Origin of the sequence: Citrobacter sp. ABFQG (assembly GCF_004322975.1) — a bacterium.
GTDB lineage: Bacteria > Pseudomonadota > Gammaproteobacteria > Enterobacterales > Enterobacteriaceae > Citrobacter > Citrobacter freundii.
On the sequence record NZ_CP036435.1, the window covers coordinates 140,437 to 157,029 of the forward strand.

A 16,593-nucleotide genomic window follows, 5' to 3' on the forward strand; every position below is an offset into this window, starting at 1 on the left:
GGGGTTTTGCCGGATAGCGGCACAAGACCTTATCCGGCCTGGAAAAATTAACGCGGAAGGACGTCGTCAGGCAAATTGTAAAGCTGCGCCAGCGTGTACACTTTATCGTTAACACCAGTGAGCGAAACGCTGTTTCCCTGCTGCTTGCCTTGATTAATCAGATGCAACAGTAACGCCAGACCGCCGGTATCTACCCGGGATACCTGGTTCAGATCGATGCAGGATACCCCTTTCATCGCCTCAATTCGCGCATCCCATAAGGGATTTAACACGTCCTGATCCAGTTCTCCCACCAGCACCAGCTTGTCGCCTTCGCGCGTCCAGGTGAGTGACTGCGTCATTATTTTTTCTCTTCCAGAGTGATTTTCTGCTGAGAAATAGATTTCAGCTGTGCCGTCAGGCCATCAATACCTTTGGTACGCAGCAGGTCGCTCCACTCATTTTGTTTGGTGGTGATCATACTTACGCCTTCGGCGATCATGTCATACGCCTGCCAGTTACCGGTCTGGGAGTTTTTACGCCACTGGAAATCCAGACGTACCGGAGGACGACCGTTTGGATCGATGATGGTTACGCGGATAGGTACGATGGTCGCATCACCCAACGGCTGCTCAGGGGCAATCTGATAAGTCTGGCCGTGGTACATCGCCAGTGCCTGGCCGTAAGCCTGCTTCAGATATTCACGGAATGCAGCAAAATAGGCTTCACGTTGGGCAGGAGTCGCATCTTTGTAGTAACGGCCCAGCACCAGCGCACCGGCATACTTAACCTGCACATAAGGCAGCAGTTCCTGATCGACGACCTGACGCAGGTAATCGGGGTTGGAACGGATTTTTGGTTGCTCGTTTTTCAGACGGTCAAAGGTCTTTTGCGCCGCCTCATCCATCAGTTTGTACGGGTTAGTCTGGTCTGCTGCGGTTGCCGCGCTAAGTGGAGCAATCACCAGCATAGCCACCATCATCAATCGTTTAAACATACGTCGATTCTCCTGATATTATTTCGTTGCGCCCGCAGGCGTAGTGGCTTCATTATTGCCTTCAGTTGCGGCTGGCGCATCGCCAGAATTCTTATTGTCATCACCTTTGCTGTTGCTGTTGTAAAGGAACTGACCAATCATATCTTCCAGCACCATCGCGGATTTCGTGTCCTGAATCGTACCGCCATCTTTGAGGATAGACGTTCCCAGCTCAGGATCTTCAAAACCCACGTTCAATGCCAGATACTGTTCGCCCAGCAGACCGGAAGTACGGATGCTCAGAGAACTGGTGTCAGGGATATGGTTAAAACGCGATTCGATTTCCAGCGTCACGCGCGGCAGGTACGTTTTCGGATCTAACGAGATGTCCGATACGCGTCCAACTACCACCCCGCCAATCCGCACCGGAGAACGCTCTCTCAGGCCGCCGATATTATCAAAGGTCGCATAAATCGTGTAAGTCGGCTCAGTACGCATTGAGGTAACGTTCGCCGCCTTCAGGCAGACAAACAGCGCAGCCAGCAGCGCAACCAGCAGGAATAACCCGACCCAAATTTCATTTTTTTTCGTTTGCATGAACTCAATTCCCAAACATCAGTGCGGTCAGCACAAAATCCAGCCCCAGAACGGCAAGAGAGGCGTGCACAACGGTGCGTGTCGTTGCCCGGCTAATCCCGGCAGAGGTCGGGATCGCATCATAACCATTGAACAATGCAATCCAGGTGACCGTAATGGCGAACACCACGCTCTTAATCAGACAGTTGACCAGGTCCAGACGCCAGTCGACGGCATTTTGCATAGCCGACCAGAAAAAGCCCGCATCAATACCCTTCCAGCTTACGCCAACCAGTGAACCACCCCAGATCCCCACGGCGACAAATATAATCGTTAGCAGCGGCAATGAAATGACACCGGCCCAAAAACGCGGAGAGATCACCCGGCGCAGTGGATCGACGGCCATCATTTCCAGGCTGGAAAGCTGCTCGGTCGCTCTCATCAGACCAATCTCTGCGGTTAAGGCCGATCCGGCTCGCCCGGCAAACAGCAGCGCCGCAACAACCGGCCCCAGCTCACGTAACAATGACAGTGCCACCAGCATACCGAGGCTGGTTTCCGCACTGTAGGTCGTCAGCACCAGGTATCCCTGCAATCCCAACACCATACCGATGAATACGCCTGACACAATAATGATCAGCATCGATAAGACACCGACATTATAAAGCTGGCGTATCAGCAGCGGCGCATGTTTGCGAAACTCCGGTTTGCCGACAACCGCATTGAACAACATTAATCCGGCTCGCCCGAACGTCCTGAGGGTTTTTATTCCTCGATGTCCGAGTGATGCCAGCGCATTTAACAACATGGGTGGCTTAACTCCCTGTTTAGAGTAAATCGATATGGTAGTCACCCGCCGGGTAACGGAACGGAACCGGTCCATCGGCAATGCCGTCAAGGAACTGGCGTACGCGCGGATCGGCATTTTCTTGTAGTGCCTGAGCACTACCGTAGGCCACTATTTTTTTGTCCGCCATTATATAGGCGTAATCCGCAATACTCAGTACTTCAGGCACATCATGGGATACCACCACACAGGTGACACCCAGCGCACTGTTCAGTTCTGAAATCAACTTCACCAGCACGCCCATGGTGATGGGATCCTGACCGACGAACGGCTCATCAAACATAATGAGGTCAGGCTCCAGCGCGATAGCACGCGCTAACGCAGCGCGGCGCGCCATCCCGCCGGATAATTCAGAAGGCATTAATTTGGCCGCACCCCGCAGACCGACGGCTTCGAGCTTCATCATCACCGTGCTCTTCAGCAACGGCGCTGGCAACGTCGTATGCTCGCGCAGAGGGTACGCAACGTTGTCAAACACATTCATGTCGGTAAATAGCGCACCTGACTGAAACAGCATACTCATGCGCTTACGCACGGTAAATAAACGCGAACGGGACATGGCCGGGACGTTCTCACCATCAAACAGAATCTCGCCCTTATCCGGTGAGATCTGTCCGCCAATCAGACGCAACAGCGTCGTTTTGCCGATGCCTGATGGCCCCATGATTGCCGTCACTTTACCGCGCGGTACCGTCAGGGAAATATTATCAAAGATGCAGCGGTCACCCCGGGAAAAGCTGACATCGCGCATATCGACTAGATTCGCCACAGACTGCCCCATTGATTCATCCTTTACTATTGCCTTGTTGATCGAAGAGTTTGGCGCTCAATTTAGCCCTGAACTCAACATATTTACAGATTATTGCCTGTCCTGGTTAGCGAAAGCTGGCATTTGTTTTACTTTTTAGCCGCATAAAGTCAAAATTAAGACTTCGTTACGGCTTCCAGAAGATCCTTCAAGAGGACCGGCGAGTATACCTGAAGAAAGGACTTTAGATGCTTTTAGCGACGGCGCTGTTAATAATTGGTTTACTTCTGGTGGTCTACGGTGCCGACCGTCTGGTATTTGCCGCATCCATTTTATGTCGAAACGTCGGTATTCCCCCCATTATCATCGGAATGACCGTGGTCAGCATTGGTACGTCGTTACCCGAGATCATTGTCTCCGTTGCCGCATCGATGAATGGGCAACTCGATCTGGCTGTCGGGACCGCCATAGGTTCTAACATCACCAACATTCTGCTTATTTTAGGCCTGTCGGCGCTGATTCATCCTTTTACCGTGCATTCTGATGTTCTGCGTCGTGAATTACCGCTAATGTTGCTGGTAAGTATTTTAGCTGCATCCGTCCTGTATGACGGGCAGTTGAGCCGCAGCGACGGTTTCTTTCTTCTGCTCCTGGCCGTGCTATGGCTGCTATTCATTGTTAAAATCGCCCGTCTGGCCGAGCGACAAGGCAATGACAGCCTGACACGCGAGCAGATAGCTGAGCTGCCGCGCGAAGGCGGGTTACCCGTCGCATTTTTGTGGTTGGGTATTGCGCTGATTATTATGCCTATGGCTACGCGTATGGTGGTAGATAACGCTACCGTACTGGCGAACTATTTCGCCATGAGCGAACTCACCATCGGGTTGACGGTGGTCGCCATTGGTACCAGCCTGCCGGAACTGGCAACGGCGATTGCGGGTCTGCGTAAAGGTGAAAACGATATTGCCGTCGGTAACATTATCGGCGCGAACATTTTTAATATTGTTATCGTCCTCGGGCTACCGGCGCTGATTACGCCGGGCGAAGTCAATCCTATGGCCTTCGTCCGGGACTACAGCGTCATGCTGCTGGTGAGCGTTATTTTTGCATTACTCTGCTGGCGACGTCCGCGCCAGATTGGTCGCGGCGCGGGCGCGCTGCTGACCGGCGGTTTTATCATATGGCTGGCGATGCTGTATTGGTTATCGCCACTTCTCGTTGGATAACTGGAAACGCATTATGTCGCACTTAGAGTTGCAACCGGGTTTTGACTTTCAGCAAGCAGGCAAGGAAGTCCTGGCAATTGAACGTGAAGGCCTGGCGGAGCTTGATCAGTACATCAACCAAAATTTTACCCTCGCATGCGAGAAAATATTCAGTTGCCCGGGCAAAGTCGTGGTGATGGGAATGGGGAAATCCGGCCATATTGGGCGGAAAATAGCAGCCACATTTGCCAGCACCGGCACCCCCTCATTTTTTGTACACCCAGGCGAAGCTGCACATGGCGATCTGGGTATGGTCTCGCCGCAGGATGTGGTCATCGCCATCTCTAACTCCGGTGAATCCAATGAGATAGCGGCGCTGATCCCGGTATTAAAACGTCTTCATGTACCGCTTATCTGCATGACCGGTCGTCCGGAAAGCAGTATGGCGCGTGCAGCAGATGTGCATCTGTGTGTTAAAGTGCCCAAGGAAGCTTGTCCGTTAGGCCTGGCGCCGACCAGCAGCACGACAGCAACACTGGTGATGGGCGATGCCCTTGCGGTGGCATTATTAAAAGCGCGCGGCTTTACCGCGGAAGATTTTGCGTTGTCTCATCCCGGTGGGGCACTGGGCCGTAAGCTTTTACTGCGCGTTAACGATATTATGCATACGGGCGACGAGATCCCGCATGTAACCAAAAACGCCAGCCTGCGTGACGCCTTAATTGAGATCACGCGTAAAAATCTCGGCATGACCGTCATTTGCGATGATGCCATGAAGATTGACGGTATTTTCACCGATGGTGATTTACGTCGTGTCTTCGATATGGGCGTTGATGTACGCCAGTTAGGCATTGCCGATGTGATGACCCCTGGAGGCATTCGCGTGCGTCCGGGTATTCTTGCCGTCGATGCCCTGAACTTAATGCAGTCCCGCCATATCACCTCGGTAATGGTTGCTGATGGCGACCAGTTACTCGGTGTGTTACATATGCATGATCTGCTACGTGCAGGTGTAGTGTAAGAAACTCAAGGATAACGAAAATGAGTAAAGCAGGTGCGTCGCTTGCGACCTGTTATGGACCCGTCAGCGCAGACGTTATCACCCGGGCAGAAAACATCCGTTTGCTGATCCTGGATGTGGATGGCGTACTGTCTGATGGTCTGATTTATATGGGCAACAACGGTGAAGAGCTGAAGGCTTTTAACGTCCGCGATGGTTACGGAATTCGCTGTGCGCTCACTTCCGGTATTGAGGTTGCCATTATTACCGGACGAAAGGCTAAACTTGTAGAAGATCGCTGTGCCACTTTGGGGATCACCCACCTGTATCAGGGGCAGTCAGACAAACTGATTGCCTTTGGCGATCTCCTTAGCAAACTGGCGATCGCACCGGAGAATGTCGCCTACGTTGGCGATGACCTGATCGACTGGCCGGTGATGGCACAAGTGGGATTGAGCGTCGCGGTGGCAGATGCCCACCCTTTGCTGATCCCACGGGCCGATTATGTCACCCGTATTAATGGGGGACGTGGCGCTGTGCGTGAAGTCTGCGATTTATTACTCCTGGCGCAGGGCAAACTGGACGAGGCCAAAGGGCAATCGATATGAGCAAAACCAGACGTTGGGTTATCATTCTACTGTCGCTGGCTGTCCTTGTGATGATTGGTATTAATCTGGCAGACAAAGAGGACACCGCTCAGGTCGTCGTCAATAACAACGAGCCAACCTATAAGAGCGAACATACTGATACCGTCGTGTATAGTCCGGAAGGCGCGCTGAGCTATCACTTGATCGCACAACACGTTGAATATTATTCGGAACAAGCGGTTTCATGGTTTACTCAACCAGTATTAACCACATTTGATAAGGATAAAGTACCGACCTGGACAATCAAGGCCGATAAAGCCAAATTGACCAACGATCGGATGCTGTATCTGTACGGCCATGTTGAGGTTAACGCCCTGGTGCCTGACTCTCAACTACGCAGAATTACGACCGATAACGCGCAGATTAACCTGGTGACACAAGATGTCACTTCCGATGATCTGGTAACGTTGTATGGCACAACATTTAACTCCAGCGGACTGAAGATGCGCGGCAACTTACGCAGCAAGAACGCCGAGCTGATTGAAAAGGTTAGAACCTCATATGAAATCCAAAACAAACAAACTCAGCCTTAATCTTGTACTTGCCAGCTCACTTCTGGCCGCCAGCATTCCGGCATTTGCCGTCACCGGCGATACCGAGCAGCCGATTCACATTGAGTCGGACCAGCAGTCCCTGGATATGCAGGGCAACGTGGTAACGTTTACTGGCAACGTGATTGTGACTCAGGGCACCATCAAAATTAACGCCGATAAAGTCGTCGTGACCCGTCCTGGCGGCGAAGACGGCAAAGAAGTGATTGACGGCTATGGCAATCCAGCGACGTTTTACCAGATGCAGGACAACGGTAAACCGGTTAAAGGCCGCGCCTCGCAGATGCACTATGAACTGGCGAAAGACTTTGTCGTGCTAACCGGCAAGGCGTATCTGGAACAGCTCGATAGCAACATCACGGGCGATAAGATCACCTATCTGGTAAAAGAGCAGAAAATGCAGGCCTTCAGCGATAAAGGCAAACGCGTCACCACCGTTCTGGTTCCGTCGCAGTTGCAGGACAAAAACAAGGCTCCGGCAGAGAAAAAAGGTAACTGATTCGTTATGGCAACATTAACTGCAAAGAACCTTGCAAAAGCCTATAAAGGCCGTCGTGTGGTGGAAGATGTCAGTCTGACCGTCAACTCCGGGGAGATCGTCGGTCTGCTCGGTCCTAACGGTGCAGGCAAGACAACAACCTTTTACATGGTGGTCGGCATTGTCCCGCGCGATGCGGGTAACATTATCATTGATGACGAAGACATCAGCCTGCTGCCTCTGCATGCGCGCGCGCGTCGCGGCATCGGCTACTTACCGCAGGAAGCATCGATTTTCCGTCGCCTGAGCGTGTTTGATAACCTGATGGCGGTACTGCAAATTCGTGACGATCTGACCAGCGAGCAGCGGGAAGATCGCGCCAACGAGCTGATGGAAGAATTCCACATCGAGCACCTGCGTGACAGTATGGGGCAGTCGCTCTCCGGTGGTGAACGACGCCGCGTGGAGATCGCCCGCGCACTGGCCGCTAATCCGAAATTTATCCTGCTGGATGAACCATTTGCCGGTGTTGACCCGATTTCCGTTATTGATATCAAACGGATCATCGAACACCTGCGCGACAGCGGCCTTGGCGTGCTGATTACCGACCATAACGTCCGCGAAACGCTGGCAGTGTGTGAGCGCGCCTATATCGTGAGTCAGGGGCACCTGATCGCGCACGGCACGCCAACAGAAATACTGCAGGATGAGCACGTTAAGCGCGTATACCTTGGGGAAGACTTCAGACTCTGATAGGGTAGAAGACTTCACGTCACCGCAGGAGAAAACAACTCTGAACATGAAGCAAGGTTTGCAACTCAGGCTTAGCCAACAACTGGCGATGACGCCTCAGCTACAACAGGCTATCCGTCTGTTGCAGCTGTCCACGCTGGAACTTCAGCAAGAACTTCAGCAAGCGCTGGAAAGTAACCCACTGCTCGAGCAAACCGATCTTCACGACGAAATTGATACCCAGGAAAAACAGGACAGCGAAACCCTCGACACCGCTGATGCTCTCGAACAAAAAGAGATGCCTGAGGAGCTGCCACTCGATGCCAGTTGGGATGAAATTTATACCGCCGGGACGCCTTCGGGCACCAGCGGAGATTACATCGACGACGAGCTGCCTGTGTATCAAGGTGAGACCACGCAATCACTACAGGATTACCTGATGTGGCAAGTGGAACTGACCCCGTTCTCGGATACCGATCGCGCCATTGCGACATCCATTGTGGATGCGGTAGACGAAACCGGTTATCTCACCGTGACCCTGGACGATATTCTCGAAAGCATGGGCGATGACGACGTCGGTATGGACGAAATCGAAGCCGTGCTTAAACGCGTTCAGCGCTTTGATCCCGTAGGCGTGGCCGCTAAAGATCTCCGCGACTGCTTACTGATCCAACTTTCGCAGTTTGATAAAGCCACACCGTGGCTGGAAGAAGCGCGCCTGATCATCAGCGATCATCTCGATCTGTTAGCCAACCATGACTTCCGCACGCTGATGCGCGTGACCCGACTAAAAGAAGACGTGCTAAAAGAAGCCGTCAATCTTATTCAGTCACTGGATCCAAGGCCTGGGCAGTCGATCCAGACTGGCGAACCAGAATACGTTATTCCGGATGTGCTGGTGCGTAAGCATAACGATCGCTGGGTGGTCGAACTCAACAGCGACAGCATCCCACGACTGCAGATTAACCAGCACTACGCCGCTATGTGCAATAGCGCGCGCAACGATGCCGACAGTCAGTTTATCCGTAGCAATCTACAGGATGCGAAGTGGCTGATTAAAAGCCTGGAAAGCCGCAATGATACACTGCTGCGCGTAAGTCGCTGCATCGTGGAGCAACAGCAAGCCTTCTTTGAGCAAGGTGAAGAGTTTATGAAACCGATGGTGCTGGCGGATATCGCCCAGGCCGTCGAGATGCACGAATCGACCATTTCCCGTGTGACCACGCAAAAGTATCTGCACAGTCCGCGCGGCATTTTTGAATTGAAGTATTTCTTTTCCAGTCACGTTAACACTGAAGGTGGAGGCGAAGCCTCATCCACGGCGATCCGTGCGCTGGTGAAGAAATTAATTGCTGCGGAAAACCCCGCGAAACCACTGAGTGACAGCAAGTTAACCTCTATGCTGTCAGAACAGGGTATCATGGTGGCACGCCGCACCGTTGCGAAGTACCGAGAGTCTTTATCCATTCCGCCGTCTAACCAGCGCAAACAGCTGGTCTGACCCAACCGATAAGGAAGACACTATGCAGCTCAACATCACTGGAAACAACGTCGAAATCACTGAAGCCCTGCGCGATTTTGTTAATACAAAATTTGCCAAGCTTGAACAATATTTCGACCGGATTAATCAGGTCTATATTGTGTTGAAAGTGGAGAAGGTTACACATATCTCGGATGCAACGCTGCATGTGAACGGTGGCGAAATTCATGCCAGCGCGGAAGGTCAGGATATGTACGCCGCCATTGACGGTTTAATTGATAAACTGGCTCGGCAGTTAACAAAACATAAAGATAAACTGAAACAGCACTAACTTGTCCGGGCAGTTAGCGGGTGCAGGACGGCCTGTTGTGTAGCACAACGGGCCATTTGTACAGTTAGCGCTTAGGTGAAATTATGACAAATAACGATACGACTCTACAACTGAGCACTGTTCTTAACCAGGAATGTACACGCGCAGGTGTTCACTGCCAAAGCAAGAAACGCGCACTGGAAATCATCAGTGAACTGGCGGCAAAACAGCTCAGCTTGCCTTCTCAGGTGGTATTTGAGGCCATTCTGACGCGTGAAAAAATGGGCAGTACCGGCATCGGTAATGGTATTGCTATCCCGCATGGAAAGCTGGAAGAAGACACGATGCGCGCGGTTGGTGTGTTTGTGCAACTTGAAACGCCTATCGCCTTCGACGCTATTGATAATCAGCCAGTCGATCTGCTGTTCGCCCTGCTGGTTCCGGCGGACCAAACCAAGACGCATTTGCATACGTTGTCACTGGTCGCAAAACGTCTGGCGGATAAAACCATCTGTCGTCGTCTGCGCGCCGCACAGAGTGACCAGGAGTTGTATCAAATCATCACGGACACCGAAGGTGGACAGGATGAAGCATAACAACCCAATGGCATCCTTTTTTGTCGTTGTGAGGAGAAACAGTACATGGTACTGATGATCGTCAGCGGCCGTTCAGGGTCAGGTAAATCTGTCGCTCTGCGTGCGCTGGAAGATATGGGTTTTTACTGCGTGGATAACCTTCCCGTAGTGCTGTTGCCCGATCTGGCTCGTACTCTGGCCGAACGCCAGATTTCTGCGGCCGTCAGCATTGATGTGCGCAACATGCCTGAGTCCCCGGAGATTTTCGAGCAGGCAATGAACAATCTGCCTGAAGGCTTCTCACCACAACTGCTGTTCCTTGATGCTGACCGTAACACGCTGATTCGTCGTTACAGTGACACGCGTCGCCTGCACCCACTCTCCAGCAAGAACTTGTCTCTGGAAAGCGCTATTGATAAGGAAAGCGATTTGCTTGAGCCTTTGCGCTCTCGCGCTGACCTGATCGTTGATACCTCCGAAATGTCCGTGCACGAACTGGCGGAAATGTTGCGTACCCGACTGTTGGGCAAACGTGAACGTGAATTGACGATGGTTTTCGAATCCTTTGGTTTCAAACACGGTATCCCGATTGATGCGGATTACGTCTTTGACGTGCGCTTCCTGCCTAACCCGCACTGGGATCCGAAGCTGCGCCCAATGACCGGTCTTGACCGCCCCGTCGCCGCGTTCCTCGACAGGCACACAGAAGTACACAATTTTATCTACCAGACGCGCAGCTATCTTGAGCTATGGTTACCCATGCTGGAGACCAACAACCGCAGCTATCTCACCGTAGCCATCGGTTGTACCGGCGGGAAGCACCGTTCGGTGTATATTGCAGAGCAGCTGGCAGACTACTTCCGCTCACGCGGTAAAAACGTGCAGTCACGCCATCGTACGCTGGAAAAACGTAAATCATGACCGTGAAGCAAACCGTTGAAATCACGAATAAGCTGGGTATGCATGCCCGCCCAGCCATGAAACTGTTTGAATTGATGCAGGGCTTCGAAGCAGAAGTGTTGCTGCGTAATGATGAAGGAACGGAAGCTGAGGCCAACAGCGTTATCGCTCTGCTGATGCTGGATTCCGCCAAAGGGCGTCAGATAGAAGTTGAAGCCACGGGTCCACAGGAAGTTGAAGCCCTTGCCGCAGTGGTTGCCCTGTTTAATTCAGGTTTTGATGAAGATTAGTCAAGTGGTTTTAACACGTAGCCAGTAGGCCAGATAAGGCGTTTACGCCGCATCCGGCAATGCCATTGTGTCGTATTGTGCCTGATGCGCTGCACTTAAATCAGGCCAACAAAAACAGCGACAGTAGCGACTAATACAACTTATTTTCCCGCATAAACGACTCACCGCCTAACTGGCGCATTTGACGCATGATCCACGCCTGGCGGCTACGCACATAACCAGAAGGCGCATTCGCTTTAAAACGCAAAGGATTAGGTAATACCGCCGCCAGCAAGGCCGCTTCAGACAGACTCAACCGACTGGCAGGTTTATGGAAATAGCGCTGCGCCGCCGCCTCCACGCCGAAAACCCCATCGCCAAACTCAGCGATATTCAGGTAAACGGTCAGAATACGTTTCTTGCTCCAGACGGTTTCCATACCCAGCGTTAGCCCGGCTTCAAGACCTTTACGTACCCAGCTACGTCCATCCCACAGAAAGAGGTTTTTCGCCGTCTGTTGCGATAACGTCGACGCCCCGCGAATACGGTTTTCATTGCGTTCATTGTGCGCCAGCGCTTTCTCTATGGCGGAGACATCGAATCCCCAGTGCTCGGGAAACTTCTGGTCCTCCGCGGCAATGACGGCCAGTCCCATCCACGGTGAGATCTCGTCCATACTCACCCAGTCTGAGTGCGCCACATAACCAAAATCACCGGACAGCCATGCGCCCAGTTGCCGTTCAACCATCACCGCCGAGAAAGGCACAGGCATCACGCTGAAAAGTGCGATGCCCCCGCCCCAGAATACGCCGAGGACAATGACCGCCCGCAGAAAGATACGTCGCAGAAAGGCGGTAACTCCTGTTCTCATTCAGCCAGCACCAGCACACGCGATACCAGTTTATCGATGCCACTCGCAGCCTGAGCGATATCCTGCGCCAGCATATAGGCGGGCGTGGTGACGATTTTATTGTCTTCATCGACGACAATGTCATCAACCGGACAAGGCACATGCTCAGCGCCCATCTCTTCCAGCACCTCTGCCGTATCGATATCAGTACCAATGGTCAGACGCAGCGGGAAATCAAAAATTTTAGGTAACATAGCGGGCGCAATGCACATAAATCCCAGCGGCTTACCCGCCTGATGCATAGCCACCGCCAGCGCGGCTAAATCGCTGTCAACCCGGCATTCGCTGCCCTGACTGGCAAAATTGCTCAGATTTTTGGCCGCACCAAACCCGCCCGGCACGATCAACGCATCCAGTTCCGCTGAGACTGCCTGAGCGAGCGGGCGAATTTCACCGCGTGTTATACGTGCGGCTTCAATCAGTACATTACGCGTTTCCAGCATCGGCTCGCCGGTTAGATGATTAATCACATCCGCTTGCTGTTTATCCGGAGCAAAGCAGACGGCCTGAGCGCCGTTGCGGGCAATGGCCAGAAGCGTGAGAACAGTTTCATGGATCTCTGCACCGTCATACACGCCGCATCCGCTGAGCACTACACCCACTTTTTTCATCGTGATACTCCTTTCTCAACTGGCTGAAACATATTAGTTATTATGATTTAAATGCTACGCTTCACACATTTAACTGATTCATGTAACAAATTATTTAAGATTTGCTATCTTAACTGCGTGCGGCCTGAAAATTAGGGCTGCGCCCTTGTAAACAATGATAATAATTTACGGCGCAGCCACGATTTCCCTGGTGTTGGCGCAGTATTCGCGCACCCCGGTCAAGCCGGGGTCATTTTTTTTCCACGCTCGCCACCCAGGCTTTTAATACCGCCACGTCGTGCTGCCACTCCTGCTTCATCTCTTCAATCCATTCAGCAACGTTATCTTCCCAGGCGGGAAGGTCCGGCGACTGGATTTGCTGACCTAACTGTTGCAGGTGACGCAGCCCCACTGAACCTGCTGCGCCTTTAATTTTATGACCTTCCTCAACCACGCCTTTTTTATCCCGTGCGGTCAAGTTTGACTCCAGCACGCTCAAATATCCCGGCATCATCTTCTCAAACACCGCCAGCCCGTCGGTAATTAACTTCGGTCCCACCAGCTCGAGGTATTGTTCCAACATAGGAATATCTAACAGCGCTTGCGATTTACTGCTTTCTTCAGATGTCACAGTGCTCTCCTCTTCGTTTCTGGTATCCCAGTATTTTTTGATCATGGCGGTTAGCGCCGGAACCGACAGCGGCTTACTCAGCACGTCATCCATCCCCGCGTCCAAATACTCTTTTTTATCTTTCAGTACGTTGGCGGTGAGTGCAACTAGCGGCGGAAGGTCCTCACGAGCGTATTTTTGCGTGAGCTCCCGCGAGATATCCAGACCGGTCATATCCGGTAGCTGAATATCCAGCAGCACCAGGTCATATTCACCCGGCGTAAACATTTCCAGCGCGGCTTTCCCGGTCATCGCGACATCCACGCTGTTGCCTAATTTTTCCAGCACGGAACGCGCAACAATAACGTTTAGTTCAATGTCTTCCACCAGCAGCACATTCAGGGCTGGCAGCGGCATGTCATCGTCTTCAAAGGCGTCTTCAATCTCTTCCGCTACCGCAGGCGCATGTACGGTCAGCGTAAAGATGGAGCCTTTACCTGCCTGGCTGGAAACCGTAATATCGCCGCCCATATTTTTCGCCAGACGCTTCGACACGGCCAAACCAATCCCGGTTCCTGTGGCCGGTTTACCGCCGTTGCTGTCCTTCACCTGATAATACATGGCGAAGATTTTATCCTGCTCATCCTGCGGAATGCCGATCCCAGAATCTTCAACCTCGAAATGCAGCATATCGCCTTGGTCATAGCGCGCCCGCACGGTCACCTGTCCCTGCTGAGTGAACTTCACGGCGTTGCTGATCAGATTCCACAGAATCTGGCGCAAACGCGTGCCGTCGGTAATGACCTTATGCGGTAGCGGTAACGTTGGCTCAAGTACAAAACGCAGCCCTTTTTGCTGCGCCTGCAGGCCAGAAAGGTTTTCCAGATCCGCCATAAAGCTGGTGAAATCAACAGGCTGGTTATCGAGCTGGACTTTACGTCGCTCCATCTTATCCATATCTATGATATCGTTGAAAATATTCCCCAGCGTCACGGCAGAGACATGGATGGTTTTCAGGTATTTTTCCTGCTCAGCGGTCAGGTCTGTATCCAACAGGATCCGGCTTAAGCCGACAATGCCGTTAAGCGGAGTGCGCAGCTCGTGGCTGATGGTGGAAATGAAGGTGGTCTTATCACGGCTGGCACGTTCAAGCGCGTCCTGATAGCGCTTACGCTCGGTAATATCGCGCCCAAAACCCATCAGGCCATGTCGCTTACCTACGCGGTCATAGTACGGCACTTTACGAATTTCAAAGCAGGCTTTGCGCCCGTCCGGGTAGTCCAGCCACTGTTCGTAGGTGAGTGAGACGTTATGACGGAATACCTTCTCGTCGGTTTCAATTACCTTTTCAGCCGCTTCAGGAGAGTAAACGTCAGCCGGTTTTAAGTTCACCAGCTGCTTTTCGCTTTTGCCAGTCAGCAGTTCCATGGCACGGTTACAGCCGGAAAATTCTTTATCTTCATTGCGATAAAAAACCAGATCCGGCGAGGCATCAAGGAAAGAGCGTAAAAAGGAAGACTGTTGCTCGAGCTGGATCTGCGCTTCTTCGCGCTCTTTGATTTCAACCTTCAGTTGCTCGAACGTTTCCTGGCGCTCCGCTTCGGCTTTTTCGCGCTCAACAATTTCCTGATTGAGCTGGGCTATATTATCTTTCAATTGCACATTGAGCTTGAGATCGCGCTCGCGCATCTCTTCCAGCTTTTGTACCAGTCGTGACAGGCGTTGCCGGGACTCTTCCAGTTGCTCCACCACCACTGACAGGAAATAGACAGCCCAAGGGGTAATTAACAGACCAAAAAAGATAGAACGGATAACATCAATGCTTTCTACCTGGCCATGCAGCACCATGGTGACAGCCATCTGCACCACAATTGCCAACACGACCAGAGCCAGCGCCAACAGCAGCGAAAAGCGCACCAGACCCAACTTCATCATTAGGTCGACGTAATATTGCGCCAGCATACGGATTTGCTTCATAGAGGGTTCCTTCACGACAACTTGGCACAATAATACTCAATTCTTGGCGTGACGTTTGAGAATGTGCAAGAAATGCGGAGGTTATCAGTGAAATGACCGTAGAAGGTTAATCGTAGGCCTAATAAGCGAAGCGCCATCAGGCAAGCAGGCGCAGATTGCCGGATGTCGGCTTTACCTTATCCGGCCTACGGAGGGTTAGATCCCCGGCTGCACCCATGGCGTACCCAGCGCCGAGCCTTGCACGCCGTGCTCGTTAAGGTACTTATCCAGTTCAACCATCCCAGTCCAGCGATTTTCACACCATAGCGGTGCTAACAGCGTTGGGCGACGCGCGCTGGCGGAAATGCGATGATAAATCACCTCTGGCGGCGTATGGCGGATCATCTCCCCGGCGGTAACCGTATAATCGTCCAGTTCAATTCCGTTCAGCCGCCCGGCTTCCCAGGCTTTCGCCATCGTACTGCCTTTCACAATATGCAGCGGATGCAGCTTAATACCGTCGACACCCGTCTCCACCACACGCTCCATGGTTTGTAGGCATTCTGCCTGCCCTTCTCCCGGCAGACCGACAATCAGGTGCGAACAGACTTTCAGCCCGCGTTCACGCGCCAGTCGCGTGGTGTTCTGGTAGCAGGCAAAATCATGACCGCGGTTAATACGGTGCAGGGTTTTGTCATGTGCGGTTTGCAGACCAAGTTCCAGCCATACCTCATAACCCAGGTCTTTATACTCGCAAAGCAGATCGAGTACCGCATCCGGCACGCAGTCGGGGCGCGTCCCAACGCATAACCCGACGATACTGGCCTGGCTGACCGCCTGCTGATACATCGACCGCAGCACCTGTACTTCAGCAAAGGTGCTGGTATAGGCCTGGAAATAGGCCAGATAGCGTCTGGCGCGATTGACCAATTGCGCCTGATGCTCAAGCTGCTCGGCAATGGAATGATGCTGCTGAGTTTCATCGGCAAACGAGGCGACATTACAGAAAGTACATCCGCCACGTCCGATGGTGCCATCACGATTTGGACAGCTAAAGCCGCCGTGCAGCGTGAGTTTATGAACCTTTTGCCCATAACGGCGAGAAAGATCCCCACCAAACATATTGACTAATTTCTGTAACTGCATAATCTGGTAGACCGCGCCTTGAAAAGAGGCCAAAGCCTGCCATTTTTTGCCCCAGTCGGCGATGACCTGGATCAATCGCCCTGGCGAGCCTTTATTTATTGCATAACA

General features: G+C 52.3%; 20 protein-coding genes. 11 read left to right on the top strand and 9 right to left on the bottom strand.

All coding sequences use genetic code 11. The features are described 5' to 3' along the window. Positions 1–47: 47 nt before the first annotated feature. The 5 genes from mlaB to mlaF are packed head-to-tail and all read right to left on the bottom strand — an operon-like array spanning position 48 to position 3,159. Entirely contained in the window at positions 48–341 is a 294-nt protein-coding gene (gene mlaB, locus WN16_RS00690) for a lipid asymmetry maintenance protein MlaB (protein ID WP_003025045.1), read from the bottom strand. Further along, a complete protein-coding gene (mlaC, locus tag WN16_RS00695) occupies positions 341–976 on the bottom strand; it encodes a phospholipid-binding protein MlaC (RefSeq protein WP_003025047.1) in 636 nt (211 codons plus the stop codon). Before mlaC ends, mlaB begins: the two co-directional genes overlap by 1 nt. Before the next feature lie 18 nt (positions 977–994). Continuing rightward, positions 995–1,552: an outer membrane lipid asymmetry maintenance protein MlaD gene (gene mlaD, locus WN16_RS00700; RefSeq protein WP_003025050.1), complete on the bottom strand. Its 558-nt coding sequence runs from the start codon at positions 1,550–1,552 to the stop codon at positions 995–997. A 4-nt stretch (positions 1,553–1,556) separates the two neighbouring features. Continuing rightward, positions 1,557–2,339 (bottom strand): lipid asymmetry maintenance ABC transporter permease subunit MlaE, encoded by a 783-nt coding sequence (gene mlaE, locus WN16_RS00705; protein ID WP_003025053.1) that lies wholly within the window; start codon positions 2,337–2,339, stop codon positions 1,557–1,559. Between the two features lie 19 nt (positions 2,340–2,358). After that, on the bottom strand, positions 2,359–3,159 hold the full coding sequence (mlaF, locus tag WN16_RS00710) for a phospholipid ABC transporter ATP-binding protein MlaF (RefSeq protein WP_003025057.1): 801 nt from the start codon (positions 3,157–3,159) through the stop codon (positions 2,359–2,361). 215 nt (positions 3,160–3,374) lie between these two features. On the opposite strand from mlaF, the gene WN16_RS00715 reads away from it, so the two are divergent. From WN16_RS00715 to npr, 11 genes are all read left to right on the top strand, one after another. Next, positions 3,375–4,352 carry a calcium/sodium antiporter gene (locus WN16_RS00715; protein ID WP_003839941.1) on the top strand — a complete coding sequence of 326 codons (978 nt, stop codon included), beginning with the start codon at positions 3,375–3,377 and terminating at the stop codon, positions 4,350–4,352. 13 nt (positions 4,353–4,365) lie between these two features. Then, positions 4,366–5,352, top strand: coding sequence for an arabinose-5-phosphate isomerase KdsD (gene kdsD, locus WN16_RS00720; protein WP_044701326.1), 987 nt, complete (start codon positions 4,366–4,368; stop codon positions 5,350–5,352). A gap of 20 nt (positions 5,353–5,372) precedes the next feature. After that, positions 5,373–5,939: a 3-deoxy-manno-octulosonate-8-phosphatase KdsC gene (gene kdsC / locus WN16_RS00725; protein WP_044701327.1), complete on the top strand. Its 567-nt coding sequence runs from the start codon at positions 5,373–5,375 to the stop codon at positions 5,937–5,939. After that, positions 5,936–6,511 (top strand): LPS export ABC transporter periplasmic protein LptC, encoded by a 576-nt coding sequence (lptC, locus tag WN16_RS00730; RefSeq protein WP_003025068.1) that lies wholly within the window; start codon positions 5,936–5,938, stop codon positions 6,509–6,511. Before kdsC ends, lptC begins: the two co-directional genes overlap by 4 nt. After that, complete coding sequence (gene lptA / locus WN16_RS00735; RefSeq protein WP_003025070.1) at positions 6,480–7,028, top strand: lipopolysaccharide ABC transporter substrate-binding protein LptA; 549 nt, start codon at positions 6,480–6,482, stop codon at positions 7,026–7,028. The genes lptC and lptA overlap by 32 nt, the downstream gene beginning before the upstream one ends. 6 nt (positions 7,029–7,034) lie before the next feature. Continuing rightward, positions 7,035–7,760 carry an LPS export ABC transporter ATP-binding protein gene (gene lptB, locus WN16_RS00740; protein ID WP_003025073.1) on the top strand — a complete coding sequence of 242 codons (726 nt, stop codon included), beginning with the start codon at positions 7,035–7,037 and terminating at the stop codon, positions 7,758–7,760. Positions 7,761–7,806: 46 nt separating this feature from the next. Beyond that, positions 7,807–9,240 carry an RNA polymerase factor sigma-54 gene (gene rpoN / locus WN16_RS00745; protein WP_003025074.1) on the top strand — a complete coding sequence of 478 codons (1,434 nt, stop codon included), beginning with the start codon at positions 7,807–7,809 and terminating at the stop codon, positions 9,238–9,240. 22 nt (positions 9,241–9,262) lie between these two features. Continuing rightward, a complete protein-coding gene (hpf, locus tag WN16_RS00750; RefSeq protein WP_003025078.1) occupies positions 9,263–9,550 on the top strand; it encodes a ribosome hibernation promoting factor in 288 nt (95 codons plus the stop codon). An 83-nt stretch (positions 9,551–9,633) separates the two neighbouring features. Continuing rightward, positions 9,634–10,125, top strand: a complete 492-nt coding sequence (gene ptsN / locus WN16_RS00755) for a PTS IIA-like nitrogen regulatory protein PtsN (RefSeq protein ID WP_003025083.1) — start codon at positions 9,634–9,636, stop codon at positions 10,123–10,125. Positions 10,126–10,170: 45 nt separating this feature from the next. Next, entirely contained in the window at positions 10,171–11,025 is an 855-nt protein-coding gene (gene rapZ / locus WN16_RS00760; protein WP_044701328.1) for an RNase adapter RapZ, read from the top strand. Next, a complete protein-coding gene (gene npr, locus WN16_RS00765) occupies positions 11,022–11,294 on the top strand; it encodes a PTS phosphocarrier protein NPr (RefSeq protein ID WP_003025086.1) in 273 nt (90 codons plus the stop codon). Before rapZ ends, npr begins: the two co-directional genes overlap by 4 nt. Positions 11,295–11,424: 130 nt before the next feature. On the opposite strand, the gene mtgA is transcribed toward npr, so the two are convergent. The 4 genes from mtgA to WN16_RS00785 form a co-directional block, all read right to left on the bottom strand. Continuing rightward, the gene (gene mtgA, locus WN16_RS00770; RefSeq protein ID WP_003025087.1) at positions 11,425–12,144 is read right to left on the bottom strand and encodes a monofunctional biosynthetic peptidoglycan transglycosylase; all 720 of its coding nucleotides are present in this window, start codon (positions 12,142–12,144) and stop codon (positions 11,425–11,427) included. Then, on the bottom strand, positions 12,141–12,794 hold the full coding sequence (elbB, locus tag WN16_RS00775) for an isoprenoid biosynthesis glyoxalase ElbB (protein WP_003839926.1): 654 nt from the start codon (positions 12,792–12,794) through the stop codon (positions 12,141–12,143). Before elbB ends, mtgA begins: the two co-directional genes overlap by 4 nt. 229 nt (positions 12,795–13,023) lie before the next feature. Continuing rightward, complete coding sequence (gene arcB / locus WN16_RS00780; protein ID WP_003025089.1) at positions 13,024–15,360, bottom strand: aerobic respiration two-component sensor histidine kinase ArcB; 2,337 nt, start codon at positions 15,358–15,360, stop codon at positions 13,024–13,026. A gap of 195 nt (positions 15,361–15,555) precedes the next feature. Next, complete coding sequence (locus WN16_RS00785) at positions 15,556–16,485, bottom strand: TIGR01212 family radical SAM protein (protein WP_003839924.1); 930 nt, start codon at positions 16,483–16,485, stop codon at positions 15,556–15,558. Between the last annotated feature and the right edge of the window lie 108 nt (positions 16,486–16,593).